This is a genomic window from Glycomyces lechevalierae (assembly GCF_027622945.1).
GTDB classification, from domain to species: Bacteria; Actinomycetota; Actinomycetes; order Mycobacteriales; family Micromonosporaceae; genus Glycomyces; species Glycomyces rutgersensis.
Genome location: NZ_JAPZVQ010000015.1, coordinates 124,378 through 140,410 on the forward strand (window position 1 = coordinate 124,378; position 16,033 = coordinate 140,410).

The 16,033-nt window shown below is 68.8% G+C and carries 12 protein-coding genes; 10 read left to right on the plus strand and 2 right to left on the minus strand.

What is annotated here, in order from left to right; genetic code table 11:
* Positions 1 to 52 precede the first annotated feature (52 nt).
* The 10 genes from O2L01_RS20520 to map all read left to right on the plus strand — a co-directional run bounded on the left by O2L01_RS20520 (position 53) and on the right by map (position 12,547).
* On the plus strand, positions 53 to 2,218 hold the full coding sequence (locus tag O2L01_RS20520; RefSeq protein ID WP_270123903.1) for an MMPL family transporter: 2,166 nt from the start codon (positions 53 to 55) through the stop codon (positions 2,216 to 2,218).
* Positions 2,219 to 2,426: 208 nt separating this feature from the next.
* On the plus strand, positions 2,427 to 3,425 hold the full coding sequence (locus O2L01_RS20525; protein ID WP_270123904.1) for a carbohydrate ABC transporter permease: 999 nt from the start codon (positions 2,427 to 2,429) through the stop codon (positions 3,423 to 3,425).
* Positions 3,409 to 4,299, plus strand: a complete 891-nt coding sequence (locus O2L01_RS20530) for a carbohydrate ABC transporter permease (RefSeq protein ID WP_344469194.1) — start codon at positions 3,409 to 3,411, stop codon at positions 4,297 to 4,299. The genes O2L01_RS20525 and O2L01_RS20530 overlap by 17 nt, the downstream gene beginning before the upstream one ends.
* Before the next feature lie 46 nt (positions 4,300 to 4,345).
* Entirely contained in the window at positions 4,346 to 5,650 is a 1,305-nt protein-coding gene (locus O2L01_RS20535) for an ABC transporter substrate-binding protein (RefSeq protein WP_270123906.1), read from the plus strand.
* A 195-nt stretch (positions 5,651 to 5,845) separates the two neighbouring features.
* On the plus strand, positions 5,846 to 6,721 hold the full coding sequence (gene purU / locus O2L01_RS20540) for a formyltetrahydrofolate deformylase (protein WP_270123907.1): 876 nt from the start codon (positions 5,846 to 5,848) through the stop codon (positions 6,719 to 6,721).
* Positions 6,722 to 6,757: 36 nt separating this feature from the next.
* Entirely contained in the window at positions 6,758 to 7,942 is a 1,185-nt protein-coding gene (gene dxr / locus O2L01_RS20545) for a 1-deoxy-D-xylulose-5-phosphate reductoisomerase (RefSeq protein WP_344469218.1), read from the plus strand.
* A gap of 15 nt (positions 7,943 to 7,957) precedes the next feature.
* Entirely contained in the window at positions 7,958 to 9,220 is a 1,263-nt protein-coding gene (locus O2L01_RS20550; RefSeq protein ID WP_344469216.1) for a M50 family metallopeptidase, read from the plus strand.
* Between the two features lie 28 nt (positions 9,221 to 9,248).
* A complete protein-coding gene (gene ispG, locus O2L01_RS20555; RefSeq protein ID WP_270123910.1) occupies positions 9,249 to 10,430 on the plus strand; it encodes a flavodoxin-dependent (E)-4-hydroxy-3-methylbut-2-enyl-diphosphate synthase in 1,182 nt (393 codons plus the stop codon).
* A gap of 265 nt (positions 10,431 to 10,695) precedes the next feature.
* The gene (locus O2L01_RS20560; RefSeq protein ID WP_270123911.1) at positions 10,696 to 11,226 is read left to right on the plus strand and encodes a hypothetical protein; all 531 of its coding nucleotides are present in this window, start codon (positions 10,696 to 10,698) and stop codon (positions 11,224 to 11,226) included.
* 424 nt (positions 11,227 to 11,650) lie between these two features.
* Entirely contained in the window at positions 11,651 to 12,547 is an 897-nt protein-coding gene (map, locus tag O2L01_RS20565) for a type I methionyl aminopeptidase (RefSeq protein WP_270123912.1), read from the plus strand.
* 173 nt (positions 12,548 to 12,720) lie between these two features.
* Here map and O2L01_RS20570 read toward each other — a convergent pair whose 3' ends face one another.
* Together O2L01_RS20570 and O2L01_RS20575 are read right to left on the minus strand one after the other, a co-directional pair.
* The gene (locus O2L01_RS20570; protein WP_270123913.1) at positions 12,721 to 15,588 is read right to left on the minus strand and encodes an FtsX-like permease family protein; all 2,868 of its coding nucleotides are present in this window, start codon (positions 15,586 to 15,588) and stop codon (positions 12,721 to 12,723) included.
* 1 nt (position 15,589) lies between these two features.
* On the minus strand, positions 15,590 to 16,033 hold a 444-nt coding region (locus O2L01_RS20575), incomplete at its 5' end, for an ABC transporter ATP-binding protein (RefSeq protein WP_270123914.1).

Genomic DNA, 16,033 nt, shown 5'->3' on the forward strand with positions numbered 1-16,033 from the left:
GGACGCCCCTCGCGCACCAGCGGTCAATGCCTCACCTTTATTGGAGCAGCACATGTACTCCCTGCTAGGCAGAGCGGTCATCAAGGCCCGCTGGTTCGTCGTGGCCGGTATCGCCGCGGTGTTCGCGATCGGCGCGACCTGGGGGCTCGGCGTCTTCGACGAGTTCACCGACGGCGGCTACGTCTCCTCCGAGTCCCCGTCCGTGCTCGACGCGGAGGCGATCGAGAAGGAGTTCGGCTCCACCGGCGCCGAGGTCGTGGTCCTGTACGAGTCCGAGACGATGACGGCCGACGATCCGGCGTTCGCCGCGGCGGTGCAGAGCGCGGTGGCCGACATCGCCGCGATCGACGAGGTCGAGAGCGTCACCTCCTACTACGACACCCAGTTGCCCACGTTCGTCTCCGAGGACGGGCACGCGACCTACGCGGCCGTCTCGCTCGCCGGCTCCTCCGACGAGGCCCAGGCGGAGGTCTTCGAGACGATCGAGGGCCAGTTGCGGGACGCCGGGGACACCGGTGACCTGGACGTCTCCCTCGGCGGCGGCGCCGCGATCTTCGCCGACCTCAACGAGCAGGTGCAGCACGACCTGGAGATCGCCGAGATGATCTCCATGCCGATCCTGCTGCTCATCATGATCGTGGTCTTCGGCGCGCTGGTGGCCGCCTCGCTGCCGCTGCTCATCGGCGGCATGTCGATCCTCGGCGGCTTCGCGATCACCCGCGTCATCACCGAGTTCACCGACGTCTCGGTGTTCGCGGCCAACGTCATCACCATCATCGGCCTCGGCATGTCCATCGACTACTCGCTGTTCGTGCTGCGCCGCTTCAGAGAAGAGATGGCCGCGGGCCGCGACAAGCGCAGCGCGGTCCTCAACACCGTGGCCACCGCCGGGCGCACCGTCATGGTCTCCGGCGTCATCATCGTCCTCTCCATGGGCGGCCTGCTCCTGGTCGACGTGCCGTTCCTACACGGCATCGCGTACGGCGTCATGTCCGCCGTGGGCGTCGCCATGCTCTCGGCGCTCGTGGCCCTCCCGGCCGTCCTCTACCTGCTCGGCGAGCGCGTGGACAACGGCCGCCTGCCGTGGCGCAGGCACAAGCAGCCCAAGACCGACACCGGGTTCTGGCACGGCCTCGCGGCCGGCGTCATGCGCCGCCCCGTGCTCGTCCTGCTGCCGGTCCTCGCCTTCATGGCCCTGCTCGCCAGCCCGATCCTCGACGTCCAGTTCGGCGGGGTCGACGAGCGCGACATGCCGAAGGACTCGGAGTCCCGCGTCGTCACCGAGACGATCGCCGCCGACTTCCCCGGCGGGGACGAGGAACGCTTCCAAGTCATGGTCACCGGTGGCCAAGCGGCGGCCGCCGAGGCCACCGAAGCCCTGCTCGCCCTCGACCACGTCGACGCCGTCCAGCCCGCCGCCCCGCCGACGGCCGACGCGGCGCTCCTCGACGTCCTCTACGACCTCGACCCCTTCAGCGCCGACGCCCGCGCCCTCATCGAGGACGCCCGCGCCATCCAGGTGGACGGCGCCGAGCTGTACGTGACCGGCGGCGCCTCCGACCGGGTCGACATGCTCGACGCGATCGGCGACGGCCTGCCCTACATGCTCGGCTACATCGTCATCGTCACCATGGTGGTGCTGTTCCTGGCCTTCGGCTCGATCGTGCTGCCGGTCAAGGCGGTCCTGATGAACGCCGTCTCGCTCGGCGCCGCGCTCGGCGTCGTGGTGTGGATCTTCCAGGAGGGCCACCTGTCCGGCCCGCTGGACTTCACGCCCTCGGGCTACATCGACCCGTCGAACCTGCTGCTCATGATCGCGCTGCTGTTCGCGCTGGCCACGGACTACGAGGTCTTCCTGCTCTCGCGGGTGCGCGAGGAGTGGGACAAGGGCGCGGACAACCGCACCGCCGTGCTGCGCGGCATGCAGTCCACCGGCTCGATCATCACCGCCGCGGCCCTGATTCTCATCGTGGTGGTGGGCGCGTTCGCCTTCAGCGGCATCACCTTCATGAAGATGATCGGCCTGGGCATGGCGATCGCGATCTTCCTCGACGCCACCGTGGTGCGGATGCTGCTCGTGCCGGCCACGATGCGGCTCCTGGGCCGCGCCAACTGGTGGGTCCCGGGCCCGCTCGGGCGCCTGTACTCCAAGTACGGCCTCAAAGAAGGCGACGATGCCGCTGCCCCCGTTGAGGACCGCAAGCACGCCCACGTCTGACCATCCACTGGGGAACCAGCGGCCCGCCCGGACTCGTTCGGGCGGGCCGTTTCCCGTCGGGAGGCGGAAGGCGTTTGCGGGAACGATCCCACACCGCCGCCTGAAAGATATCCACGAATTTAAGTTGAGCCATTGACAAGAGGCAAGCGGTTGCATAGCCTGATGTGATCTAGGAGCCGACCCCCCCTCCGAAAGGTCCCAAAACCTTATGACCGACAACGATGTCGCTGTGGTGCGCCCGAAGCAGCGCAGCTCGGGAGCACCCCCCGGGCCCGCCGCCTCCGCACCCTCCCCGAGCCCGGAACGGGTCCGCAAACGCGGCGGGTCCATCCGCTCCCGCGAGCGGTGGGCCGCGCTGAGCTTCCTCTCGCCGTGGCTGATCGGCCTCCTGGCCATCACCATCGGCCCCATGGTCGCCTCGTTCTACCTCTCGTTCACCGACTACAGCCTCGGCTACGGCGAATGGGTCGGCGGCGAGAACTACGCGCGCATGTTCGACGACCCGCGACTCGCCAACGCCATCAAGGTCACCGCCGTCTACACCTTCGTCTCGGTGCCACTCCAGCTCGCCGCCGCGCTGCTCCTCGCGATCGTCCTCGACCGCGGCCTGCGCGGCATGGCGTTCTACCGCTCGATCTTCTACCTGCCCTCGCTGCTCGGCGGCTCCGTCGCCATCGCGATCATGTGGCGGCAGGTCTTCGGCACCGAAGGCCTCGTCAACCAGGTCCTCGCCATCTTCGGCATCCAGGGCGAAGGCTGGGTCTCCCACCCCGACTACGCCCTCGGCACCCTGATCATCCTGCACGTGTGGACCTTCGGCTCACCGATGATCATCTTCCTGGCGGGCCTGCGGCAGATCCCCACCATGTACTACGAGGCCGCCAAGATCGACGGCGCCGGCGTCATGCAGCGGTTCTGGAGCGTCACGCTGCCGCTGCTGACCCCCATCATCTTCTTCAACCTCGTGCTGCAGATCATCAACTCGTTCCAGTCCTTCACGCAGGCGTTCATCATCTCCAGCGGCAAGGGCGGCCCGGCCGACTCCACGATGTTCCTGACGCTCTACCTCTACGACCAGGGCTTCACCCAGTTCGACATGGGGTACGCCTCGGCCATCGCCTGGCTCCTGCTGGCCATCATCGCGATCTTCACCGCGCTCAACTTCCTGATGTCGAAATTCTGGGTGTTCTATGGCGACAATGACTGAGACTCCGACCCCCGCGCCCCGCACGCGCGCCAAGCAGGGCACGCCCGCCGTCGGGCTCAAGCGCTTCGTCTTCCACCTCGTGCTCATCGCCGCCGCGATGGTCATGATCTACCCGCTGCTGTGGATGCTCTCGGCCAGCCTCAAGCCGATCGACGAGATCTTCGCCGACCCCGGCCTCATCCCGTCCTCATGGGAATGGGGCAACTACGCCGACGGCTGGAACGCCCTGCCGCACCCGTTCGAGAAGTACATCTGGAACTCGATGATCATCGTGGCCGGGTCGATCCTCGGCAACCTGGTCTCCTGCTCCATGGCCGCCTACGCCTTCGCGAGGCTCCGCTTCCCCTTGCGCGGCATGCTCTTCGCGATCATGCTCGGCACCATCATGCTGCCGATCCACGTCGTGATCATCCCGCAGTACATCCTGTTCAACAACCTCGGCTGGGTCGACACCTTCTGGCCGCTCATCGTGCCGAAGCTGCTGGCCACGGACGCGTTCTTCGTGTTCCTCATGGTCCAGTTCATCCGCGGCCTCCCCAAGGAGCTCGACGAGGCCGCCGCGATCGACGGCTGCGGCTACTGGGGCACCTACCTGCGCGTCATCATGCCGCTGTGCATGCCCGCGCTGGCGACCACCGCCATCTTCACGTTCATCTGGACCTGGAACGACTTCTACTCGCAGCTGATCTACCTGCGCGACGTCGACCTCCAGACCGTGCCGCTGGCGCTGCGCCTCTTCATGGACTCCACGGGCACCACCAACTGGGGCGCCCTCTTCGCGATGTCTATTGTGGCTCTTGGCCCGATCTTCGGGTTCTTCCTCGCCGGCCAGCGCTACCTCGTCCGGGGTATCGCCACCACCGGCATCAAGTAAACCGGCAAACCACCCTCACGAAAGTCCTGAAAGGACGAAGACATTGATGTCATCCAACCCCTCGGGCGTCTCTCGGAGAACGCTCGCCAAGGCCGGGATCTTCGGCGCCGCCTCCGCACCCCTCCTCGCGGCCTGCGGCGGCGAAGGCGGCGGCGCCAAGGACGGCGACGGCGAACTGGACTTCTGGTGGTGGGGCTCGGACCCGCGCCACGAGTACACCCAGAAGATCATCGACGCCTTCCTCGCGAAGAACGACGGGATCACGATCAAGCCGAGCCCGAACGAGTTCGACGCCTACTGGGACGCCCTGAACGTCTCCGTCTCCGGCAACAACGCGCCCGACGTCCTCCAGCAGGACGAGCGCTACCTGCGCGACTACGCCGATAAGAACGCCCTCCTCCCGCTGGACGACATCGGCATCGACCTCTCCAAGATCGAGGAGAGCACCCTCAAGACCGGCCAGCTCGACGGCGAGACCTACGGCATCGGCACCGGCGTCAACGCCATGGCCCTGCTCGTCAACCCGGCCCTCGTCGAGGCCGCCGGCGTGACCATGCCGGACGACAAGACCTGGTCCTGGGCGGACTTCGCCACGTTCATCACCGACCTCTCCACCCGCGGCGACGCGATCGGCAACTCCGCGATCTCCTTCAGCAACGAGTCGCTGTTCAACATCTTCGCCCGCCAGAAGGGCGAGAGCCTCTACACCGCGGACGGGAAGCTCGGCTTCACCGAGGCGACCATGAACGAGTGGTGGCAGATGGTCCTCGACCTGCGCGACGCCGGGGCCATCCCCGAGCCGAGCAAGATCGTCGAGGCGTTCTCCGCGGGCCAGGACCAGGCGCCGCTGGCGACCGGTACGGGCGTGACCGAGTTCTACTGGACCAACCAGATCGGCGCGATCCAGAAGGTCCTCGGCTCGGACCTGGTCCTGCTGCGCGTCCCGGGCGAGAGCACCGGCACCCAGCCGGGCCTGTACCTGAAGTCGGCCATGTACTGGTCGATCTCGCGCACCACCTCGGACCAGGCCGCGGCCGCGAAGCTGGTGGACTTCCTGCTCAACAGCGACGAGTCGCTGGACCTCATGCTCGGCGACCGGGGCGTGCCCTCGAACACCGCGCAGCGTGAGCGGATCCTGCCGAACCTGCCGCCGGACCAGAAGCTCGGCGCGGACTTCATCGCCGCGATCACCCCCGAGCTGGCCGAGGGCCCGCCGGTGCCGCCGGTCGGCTCCGGCGCCGCCGCGGACATCATGCTCGGCGTGTTCGAGACGATGATCTTCGGCGACGTGACCGTGGAGGACAGCACCAAGTCGTTCATGGACCAGCTCAACGCCGAAATCGGTGCGTAAGGTGAGTTGCTTTTCACGCTGAGTGAGTTATACTTAAGGTCGAAGGGCGAACCCGAAAGAGTCCGCCCTTCCTCTTTGCCCTGAACACGGCCCCGAACGCGGCACCGGCCCGGGCGAAAAGCGACACCCTGTGACAACCCGTCCGAGACGGCGGTCGATTGTCGTCCGGCCGGGACCCTCCGTATCATTGGTAGGATGACCAGCCAGTTCGTGCTCACGCTCTCGTGCCCCGACCGCCTCGGCATCGTGTACGCCGTCTCGGGTTTCCTGACCCGCCGCGACGCCAACATCGAGGACTCCCAGCAGTTCTCCGAGCACGGTTCGGGACGCTTCTTCATGCGCGTGGAGTTCACGGCGCCGGCCGTGAACCATGAGAGCAGCAACGGGGCCGCGCAGCGCGACGAACTGGCCGTGGGCTTCGCGGACATCGCCCGCGAATTCGACATGGACTGGCAGCTCCACGACCGCGCCGTCAAGCGCCGCGTCCTCATCATGGCCTCCAAGCAGGGCCACTGCCTCAACGACCTGCTCTACCGCTTCCGCATCGGCGCGCTCCACGGCGAGGCCGCCGCGGTCGTCTCGAACCACCCCGACTGGGCCGACCTCGCCGCCTCCTCGGGCGTGCCGTTCCACTACCTGCCCGTCGGCCCCGAGGGCAAGGCCGTCCAAGAGCAGCGCATCCTCGACCTCATCGAGGAAGAACGCATCGACACCGTGGTCCTGGCCCGCTACATGCAGATCCTCTCCTCCGACTTCTGCGCGAAGCTGCCCGGCAAGATCCTCAACATCCACCACTCGTTCCTGCCGAGCTTCAAGGGCGCTAAGCCCTACCACCAGGCGCACGCCCGCGGCGTCAAGCTCATCGGCGCGACCTGCCACTACGTCACCGCCGACCTCGACGAGGGACCCATCATCGACCAGGAGGTCGCGCGCGTCGACCACGCGCTGAGCCCGGACGACCTCGTGGCCGCCGGCCGCGACCTCGAATCGACCTGCCTCGCCCGCGGCCTGGCCGCCCACCTGGACGACCGCGTCCTCATCAACGGCACCAAGACGGTGGTTTTCCGCTAGCGGATAATCATGCCCGTGACTGACCAACGCGAGATCGTGCTCCTGGGGTCCACCGGCTCCATCGGCACGCAGGCCATCGACATCGTCCGCGCCAACCCCGACCGCTTCCGCGTCGTCGGCCTCGGCGCGGGCGGCGGCAACCCGGCGCTCCTGGCCGAGCAGGCGATCGAACTGGGCGTCGACGTCGTCGCGGTCGCCGACGCCACAGCGCTCGAGGACGTCCAACTGCGCCTCTTCGCCGCCGCCACCGCCAAGGGCTGGACCTCCGGCGACGCCCGGATGCCGAAGCTCATCGCCGGCCGCAACGCCATGACCGAACTCGCGGCCTGGCCCTGCGACACCGTCCTGAACGGCATCAACGGCTCCATCGGCCTCGAACCGACCCTCGCCGCGCTCAAGGCCGGACGCCAAGTGGCCCTTGCCAACAAGGAGTCCCTCGTGGCCGGCGGCCCGCTCGTGCGGGAGGTCGCGAAGCCCGGCCAGCTCGTCCCGGTCGACTCCGAGCACTCCGCCCTGGCCCAGTGCCTGCGCTCGGGTTCGATGGAGCGGGTGGCGAAGCTCGTGCTCACCGCCTCGGGCGGGCCGTTCCGCGGCAAGACCCGCGACCAGCTCGCCGAGGTCACCGTCGAGCAGGCGCTCGCGCACCCGACCTGGGCCATGGGCCCGGTCGTCACGATCAACTCCGCGACCATGGTCAACAAGGCCCTCGAGGTGATCGAGGCGCACGAGCTCTTCGACGTCTCGTACGACGACATCGACGTCGTGGTCCACCCGCAGTCGGTGATCCACTCGATGGTCGAGTTCACGGACGGCTCCACGATCGCCCAGGCCTCCCCGCCGGACATGCGCCTGCCCATCGGCCATGCGCTCGCCTGGCCCGACCGCCTCCCCGGCGCCGCGAAGCCCGTCGACTGGACGAAGGCCTCAGACTGGCACTTCGAACCGCTCGACGAGACCGCGTTCCCGGCCGTCGCCCTCGCCAAGGACGCCGGCCGCGCCGGCGGCCTCATGCCCGCCGTCTACAACGCCGCCAACGAGGAAGCCGTCGCCGCCTTCCGCGACGGGCGGCTGCCGTTCCTCGGCATCGTCGACACCATCGAAGCCGTCCTCGCCGCCGCGCCAAGGTTCGAGCGACCCTCCAGTGTCGCAGACGTACTCGAAGCGGAGAAGTGGGCGCGCGCGTGCGCCCGACGGCTAGTGTTGGACGCGTCCGAGCGTTAGAAGGAGACCGACTTGCTGGCCTACATCACCGGGATCGTCCTGTTCGCGTTGGCGATCCTCATCTCCGTGAGCCTGCACGAATTCGGCCACATGCTCACGGCCAAGGGCTTCGGCATGAAGGTCACCCGCTACTTCGTGGGGTTCGGCCCCACCCTGTGGTCGTTCCGCAAGGGCGAGACCGAATACGGCGTCAAGGGCATCCCGCTCGGCGGCTTCGTCAAGATCGTCGGGATGACCCCGCTCGAAGAGGACGAGGAAGAGCTCGACGAGGCGGACAAGAAGCGGGTCTTCTGGCGCAAGCCCTTGTGGCAGCGCACGATCGTGCTCGCCGCCGGTTCGGTCACGCACTTCATCATCGGCTTCGTCGCCCTGTGGATCCTCGTCTCCTTCGTCGGCGTCGTCGCCAACCCGGCCTACGCCGAGCAGGTCACGCAGTCCGAGGAGAATGCGCAGGTCGCCGTCGCCCCGTGCGTCGAGGCCGCCGACTCGACCGCCCCCGCGGGCGACTGCCCCGAAGGCCAGATCGAGGGCCCGGCCGCCGCCGCGGGCATCCAGGACGGCGACGCGATCACCTCGGTCGGCGGCACCGCCGTCACCGACTGGGAGTCCCTCGTCGCCACCGTCTCCGAGCTCACTCCGGACGAGCCGGTCGCCGTCACGGTCGACAGCGACGGCACCGAGAAGACCATCGAGGTCACCCCCTACGCCGCCACCGCCGAGAAGGCGGACGGCACCACGGAGACCGTGGCCCGCCTCGGCGTCTTCGTCTACACCGATCCCTCGATCGCCCCGACGGTCGCGACCGGCCCGATCGACGGCATCGGCGAGACCTTCAGCACCACCGGCGACATGTTCAAGGAGACCTTCATCGCCTTGGGCCAGTTGCCCTCGAAGATCCCGCCGCTGTGGGACGCCATCATGGGCGAGGAGCGCAGCGCCGACTCGCCCGTCAGCGTCGTGGGCGCCTCGCGCCTCGGCGGCGAGATGGTCCAGTACGACCAGTGGGCCATGTTCTTCATGCTCCTGGTGGTCCTGAACTACTTCATCGGCATCTTCAACCTGCTGCCGCTCCTGCCGATGGACGGCGGGCACATCGCGATCGCCTGGTACGAGAAGGCCCGTTCGTGGATCGCGCTGAAGCGAGGAAAGGTCGACCCCGGGCGTGTCGACTACATGAAGCTCATGCCGCTGACCTACGCTGTCATCGTCCTCCTGGGCGGCTTCATGCTGCTGACGATCACCGCTGACATCGTCAACCCGATCACTATCTTCAATTAACCCGCGAATCAAGGTGGAAACTAGCCACATGACCGCAGTGAACCTCGGTATCCCCACCAAGCGCCACGACCACGAGGTCGAACCGCTCGCCCCGCGCCGCAAGACCCGGCAGCTCAACGTCGGCGGCGTGCTCGTGGGCGGCGGCGCCCCGATCAGCGTCCAGTCGATGACCACCACCCGGACCTCGGACATCGGCGCGACGCTGCAGCAGATCGCCGAGCTCACCGCCACCGGCTGCAACATCGTCCGCGTCGCGTGCCCGACCCAGGACGACGCCGACGCGCTCAAGGTCATCGCCAAGCAGTCGCAGATCCCGGTCATCGCGGACATCCACTTCCAGCCGAAGTACGTCTTCGCCGCGATCGACGCCGGGTGCGCCGCCGTGCGCGTCAACCCCGGCAACATCAAGCAGTTCGACGACCGCGTGGGGGAGATCGCCAAGGCCGCGAAGGACGCCGGGACGCCGATCCGCATCGGCGTGAACGCCGGCTCGCTCGACAAGCGCCTGCTCCAGAAGTACGGCAAGGCCACCCCGGAGGCGCTGGTCGAGTCCGCGCTCTGGGAGGCCTCGCTGTTCGAGGAGCACGACTTCCGCGACATCAAGATCTCGGTCAAGCACAACGACCCGGTGGTCATGATCAAGGCCTACCGGCTCCTGTCGCAGCAGTGCGAGTACCCGTTGCACTTGGGCGTCACCGAGGCCGGGCCCGCCTTCCAGGGCACCATCAAGTCCGCAGCCGCGTTCGGCGCGCTGCTCGCCGAGGGCATCGGCGACACCATCCGCGTCTCCCTCTCGGCCCCGCCGGTCGAGGAGGTCAAGGTCGGCAACCAGATCCTGGAGTCGATGGGCCTCAAGGAACGCGGCCTCGAGATCGTCTCGTGCCCGTCGTGCGGTCGCGCCCAGGTGGACGTGTACACGCTCGCCGAGCAGGTCACGGCCGGGCTCGAGGGCCTGCCCGTGCCGCTGCGCGTGGCCGTCATGGGCTGCGTCGTGAACGGCCCCGGCGAGGCCCGCGAGGCCGACCTCGGTGTGGCGAGCGGCAACGGCCGCGGTCAGATCTTCGTCAAGGGCGAGGTCATCCGCACCGTGCCCGAGTCGCAGATCGTGGAGACGCTCATCGAAGAGGCCGTGAAGCTGGCCGAGGCGATGGGCGCGGACCTGCCCGAGGAGCTCAAGGGCCTCGCCGGCCCGGTCGTCCAGGTCCACTGACACGACTGCACTGACGCGACTGTCGGATCGCCGACTCACCGGTCGGCGATCCTTCCCTAAGCTGGAATCCAGCACCAGTTGAGGACTGCGCCCGGCACCCCTGGAATCCGACATACCACTCATCTTGTGCAATATTCCACAAAGGTGACTCCAGGGGATTCCGCCGAAGCGCCGCCCGGTGCCGCGCATAATGACTTCCGTGCGTGGCAAGCGCAGCTCCCGGCTGCGTCCGCGCCGTGCCCACCGTGAAAGGGGAGCGACCGGCATGGGGAAGATCGAACGACAGATTTCCGAGGGCGTCACCAAGTACTACTGGTACCCCGGCGAGAAGATCGACTGGATCAGGGGTGTGCTCACGGTCCTCGGGGGCGGCCTGCTCTTCGTCCTGATCTTCGTCGTCACCAAGAACAGCCTCATCGCCGCCGTCGTCGCGGGCACCGCCGTGCAGGCGGTCGTCGGCGCCTATCTGGGACGCCGTGACGCCGCCGGGCTCTCCGAGTTCCACGACCCGGCCTCCGAGCGCCGCGAGGCCGTCATCGACGGTACCCGCGCCGCCTGGCGCGGCACGCTGCAAGGCCTGCTGTGCGCCGGTTCGGCCATGCTCGTGCTCAACATGCCGCACTCCGGCTTCCTCGCCGACTGGGTGCTGCCGTTCGTCCCCTCCATCATCGGCGCGCTCGCCCACTCCGGCGGGATGCTCTGGGAGCGGCTGGCGCAGGAGGTGGGCACCGCCGACATGGCGGCAGCCGCCGAGTCCGGCGCGGAGGAGCCCACGAAGGAGCTCGAAGCCGCGTAGTCCAAGCGCTTTCACGAAGGCCCGCAGCCGAATCGACGGCTGCGGGCCTTCGTGCGCGCGGGGGAGTTGGTGAGCCGGCGCGGGGCGACTGCACGCCGCCTGGGTTGGACAGGCGGGGCGCTCGACCGCCGGAGGTGTCGTACACCGCGCGTCCGGCCGGAGCCGGACCGCGGATCTCCGGCGGGAGCCGCGCCCCGCGCCGGCTCGGTAGGAAAAGCCTCGCGGGGTCCCGGCCAGGCCCCGTTCCGAAGTGCTCGGGCACGGGCTCGCCGGTCGTCCCAGAATGCGGCCTGACGCCGCCGAACGCAAGAGGTTTTCACGGTCTCCGGGCCGGTTTCCCGCGTCGGCTCGATAACGGAGCGCCGGACCACGGCCCGCAATCGCCGCCACCGGCCGCCTGGGCCGCTCCCGCTAGGCTGGACCGATGGAAACCCGTCCCGCGCTGCGCCCTGGCAGGCAGAGTCCCCGCAGGAGCGTCCCCGACTCGATCGAGCGGCCCGAGTACGTCGGCAAGCCCGCGCCCTCGCCGTTCACCGGCTCAGAGGTGAAGGACGCCGAGACCGTCGAGCGGATGCGGATCGCCGGCCGCATCGCCGCCGACGCCCTCGAGACCGTCGGCAAGGCCGTCGCCCCCGGCGTCACCACGGACGAGCTCGACCGCATCGCCCACGAGTACCTGTGCGACCTCGGCGCCTACCCTTCGACGCTCGGCTACCGCGAGTACCCGAAGTCCTGCTGCACCTCGCTCAACGAGGTCATCTGCCACGGCATCCCCGACTCCACCGTGGTCCAGGACGGCGACATCGTCAACATCGACATCACCGCGTTCATCGGCGGCGTGCACGGCGACTGCAACGCCACGTTCCTCGCCGGGGACGTCTCCCAGGAGGCCCGCGACCTCGTGGAGCGCACCTGGACCGCCACCTGGCGCGGCATCAAGGCCGTCAAGCCCGGCCGCCAGCTCAACGTGGTCGGCAAGGTCATCGAGGCGTACGCGAAGCGCTTCGGCTACGGCGTCGTCCGCCAGTTCACCGGCCACGGCATCGGCACCGCGTTCCACTCCGGGCTCTACGTCCCGCACTACGACAACCCCGAGCTCGAGGTCGAGATCGAGACCGGCATGACCTTCACGATCGAGCCGATGATCAACCTCGGCACCGCCGAGCACGAGATGTGGGACGACGGCTGGACCGCCGTCACCCGCGATCGCAAGTGGACCGCCCAGTTCGAGCACACCCTGCTCGTCACCGACGACGGCTTCGAGATCCTCACCATGCCCAGCAGCGGAGTCCCCGCCGGCACGCCCGACTCCCAACGCTGAACCCGTTGAGTGGCAACGGCTCCCTAACCTGAAGCGGGCGGCGCCGGTCAGAGAGATGCCGATGTCTCCGAGGGGTTGAGCCGGCGCCGCCTCCACAAAGCCGGTGACGAAGAAACCAGCGAACGAAGGGCCCCGGCACGATCGTGCCGGGGCCCTTCACCTTCCTTGGAGCGCTAGGTCAATCGCCGCTCGCTGGCGAGCCTCGCCCTCGTGAAGACGAGCGCGCCGACCGCGGCGACCACCGGCACGGCCACGAGCATGATCCCGAAGCTGACCCACGGCAGCTCCCAGCCGTACAGCACCTCGAACGGGTACCGGTGCATCAGCGGTCGGTTCAGCGCCTCGCGGATGAGCGCGTACCCCATCACCCCGGCGATCGTGCCGAGGATGGTGCCGAACATGGCGATCATGATCGTCTGCCACATCGCGAACCGCTTGCGCAGGCCCGGTGCCGCGCCGACCGCGCCGAGCGTGGTCATGTCCTTCTTCTGCTCGGCGATGATGAGCCCGGTGGACACCGCCGTCGAGCCCAGCGTGATGAGCGCGCACAGCCCGGCCACGGCCAGCATGACGTACAGCGTGTCGCGGTCGGTGTAGTCCGTGACGTCGAGGTTCGCGCTGACGGTGCCGTCGGCCAGTTCGACCTGGAGGTCCTTCGAGATGCCCTCCTTGACGGGCCCGGTGACCTCGGTCGAGGTCTCGATCAGGAACCTCCGGCCCCACATCGATTCGCCCATGCCCAGCCGCTCGGCCGCGCCGGGGCTCATGAAGACCTGACCGAATCCGAGCAGACCCTTGTCGACCGCCATGGCGGGCACTTCGATGTCGTTGTAGATCGCCTCTTCCTCCGCGTTCTCGCTCGCGAAGTCCATGACCTCCTGCTCGAACACCACGGTGCCCGCATCGGTGACGGCCCACGCGTCGGAGACGAGGACGCCGCCCTCCTCCAGGATCGCCACGGCCGCGTCGAGCTCCGCGCCCTCCAGCTCCGTGTAGGCCGCCACGACCCGGGGGTCGACCGCGGTGGGCACGTCGTACAGGCCCCAGCCGTCGCCCGCCGCGGTCTCGTCGCAGCGGTCGTCCTCCCTGGCTTCCTCGGCGGCCTTCTCGAGCGCCTCCTCGTCCACCTGCTGATCCATCTCCCCGGCCGAGTAGATCGCGTCAGCGGCCTCCCAGTAGGGGCACATGTTGGCCTCAGGCCGCGTCAACTCGATGCTGCAGTAGAGGTCCGCTCCCTCGGGGAACTCCGCCTCCTTGTCGCAGGTCCCGGTGTTCTCGCTGAGCCCCACCGGAAGCAGCTCGAGGTCGTTCAGGTGCGCCCCGAGCTTCGCCTCGGCCTCGACGAGCGCCGCGTCCCAGTCGACCGGCTCCATCTCGCCGGTCTCGATGTCGACATCGCCCATGTTGTAGAAGGTCAGCGAGGCCGTCCCCTGCGGCAGCAGGTACTCGTCCATGTGCTCGGCGCGGTCGTTGTTCGCGGCCGTGATCATCGAGAACGCCATGCCGGCCGCCACGACGCCGAGCACCGCGGCGATCGCCGGGGCGGCCGAACCGCGGTTGCGGCCCGCCTCCCGCAGCGCCATGCGCGGCGCGAGCGGCATCCACCGCCCGAGCTTCGCCGTCAGCGCCAGCAGCGCCGGCGTGCACGCCACCAGGCCCAACTGCAGCAGCACGATCGCGCCGCCCATGAGGGGCAGGCTCCAGAGCGTGATGCCCGCGAACCCGGCGACGAGGCCGCCCGCGACCATGACCAGGCCGATCACCAGCCAACGCTTCGAGCCCTTGCGGCCCGGCGTGCGCCCCATGAGCGCCGCGACCACATTGATGCGCGAGGCGCTGATCGCGGCGGCGAGCGCCGAGAGCAGGCCCGTGGCGATCGCGGTCACGGCCAGCACGCCCTGCAGCCACGGCAGCACCTGCAGACCAGGGGTGCGGTAGCCGACGAGCTGCTCGAGCCACGGCCGCCCGGCCGCGACGAGCCCGATGCCCAGGACGACCGCGGCGACGGCCGCGATGATCCCGAACAGGACGCCGCCGGCGAGCACGATCCTGCGGATCTGGGCCGGGGTCGCGCCGTTGGCGCTCATGAGCGCGAACTCGCGGGTGCGCCGCTTCGCGCTGATCGCGAACGCGGGGCCCGCCAGGAGGATGACCTCCATGACCACGGAGATCACGATGAGGCCGTAGAGCGTGAGCGTGTACGAGTCGGTGACCTCTTCGTAGGACACCCCGTCCGGGCTCGACGGCGGCGTGTCGAGCAGCGCCTCCGACCACACCGTCAGCCCGATCTCGTTGAGCCGCAGCGCGTCCTCGTGGGTGATCTGCTCGGGGGTGTCCACGAGCCACCCGTTCGTGCTGTCCGGGAAGAACTCGGCGACCGCGAAGCGGCCGTTGATGTCCCACGGGATCTCGAGGATCCCGCTGACCTCGTGCTCCTCAGTGGTCGGCCCGGTGACGAACGTGACCGTGTCGCCCACTTCGACGCCCAGGTACGAGGCCGCCTCCTCGCTGAGGGCCACGTCGTCGCGGATCGGCGCCGAGCCGTCGAGGTAGGTGAATCCGGCGGCCTCGTAGTTCGGGTCGGTCAGGTCGTAGCCCAGGACGTCGAGCTCGCCGACCCCGTCGGGCGTCTCGACCTCCGCCTGCTCCTCACCGCCGTTCCAGAAGGAGTAGGGGGTGAGCCGGGTGCCGACGGGCAGTTCCGCGAGAACGTCCATGTCGGAGACGTCCGCGGGCTCCTGGCCGTCCGCGTCCTCGTAGTTCTCCAGCTCGTACCAGGGCATCTGGTCTTCCCAGGTGTACTGGACGATCGGCGAGCCCGGGTAGCCCTTCTCGATGAACGCGTCGTTCTCGCCGAGGTACTGCTCGGCGGTCTCCTCCGGGGAGAGCGTGGTCGTGTCGTACGCGCTGGCGCCGATCGCGACGCCCAGCAGCGGCAGTCCCAGCAGGGTGATCGAGAGGACTGACCGTCCCTTGTAGCGCAGCGCTTCGCGCCGCGCGATCCTGAAGGCGAGACGCTGGCTCGCCAGGAATCTCCCCACGCTACGAACCCGCGCCTTCGAGCAGGCTGTCCGCCCCGGCCAGCGGCGCGGAGGAGTCGACGATGCGTCCGTCCCGGAGGAACACCACCCGGTCGGCCCAGCCCGCGTGCCGCGCGTCGTGCGTGACCAGCAGCCCGGCCGCGCCCGCATCGCAGCGGCGGCGCAGCAGCTTCAGCACCTCTTCACCGGTGTGCGAGTCGAGCGCACCGGTCGGCTCGTCCGCGAGCACGAGCCGCCGCTCGCCGATGAGCGCCCGCGCGATCGCGACGCGCTGCGCCTGCCCGCCCGAGATCTCGTCGGGGAACCGGTCGGCCTGCTTCGCGTCGAGGCCGACCTCCTCCAGCGCCGCAAGCGCCAGCTTGCGCGCCTTGCCCGCCGAGAGCCCGTCGAGCTCCAGCGGCAGCGCCGCGTTCTCGGCGGCCGTCAGACTCGGCACCAGGTTGTA

Excerpts from the sequence above, each read along its gene's own strand:
- O2L01_RS20530 (WP_344469194.1), top strand. The coding sequence starts at position 3,409 with ATGGCGACAATGACTGAGACTCCGACCCCCGCGCCCCGCACGCGCGCC.
- O2L01_RS20525 (WP_270123904.1), top strand. The coding sequence starts at position 2,427 with ATGACCGACAACGATGTCGCTGTGGTGCGCCCGAAGCAGCGCAGCTCG.
- ispG (WP_270123910.1), top strand. The coding sequence starts at position 9,249 with ATGACCGCAGTGAACCTCGGTATCCCCACCAAGCGCCACGACCACGAG.
- O2L01_RS20560 (WP_270123911.1), top strand. The coding sequence starts at position 10,696 with ATGGGGAAGATCGAACGACAGATTTCCGAGGGCGTCACCAAGTACTAC.
- O2L01_RS20520 (WP_270123903.1), top strand. The coding sequence starts at position 53 with ATGTACTCCCTGCTAGGCAGAGCGGTCATCAAGGCCCGCTGGTTCGTC.
- map (WP_270123912.1), top strand. The coding sequence starts at position 11,651 with ATGGAAACCCGTCCCGCGCTGCGCCCTGGCAGGCAGAGTCCCCGCAGG.
- O2L01_RS20535 (WP_270123906.1), top strand. The coding sequence starts at position 4,346 with ATGTCATCCAACCCCTCGGGCGTCTCTCGGAGAACGCTCGCCAAGGCC.
- purU (WP_270123907.1), top strand. The coding sequence starts at position 5,846 with ATGACCAGCCAGTTCGTGCTCACGCTCTCGTGCCCCGACCGCCTCGGC.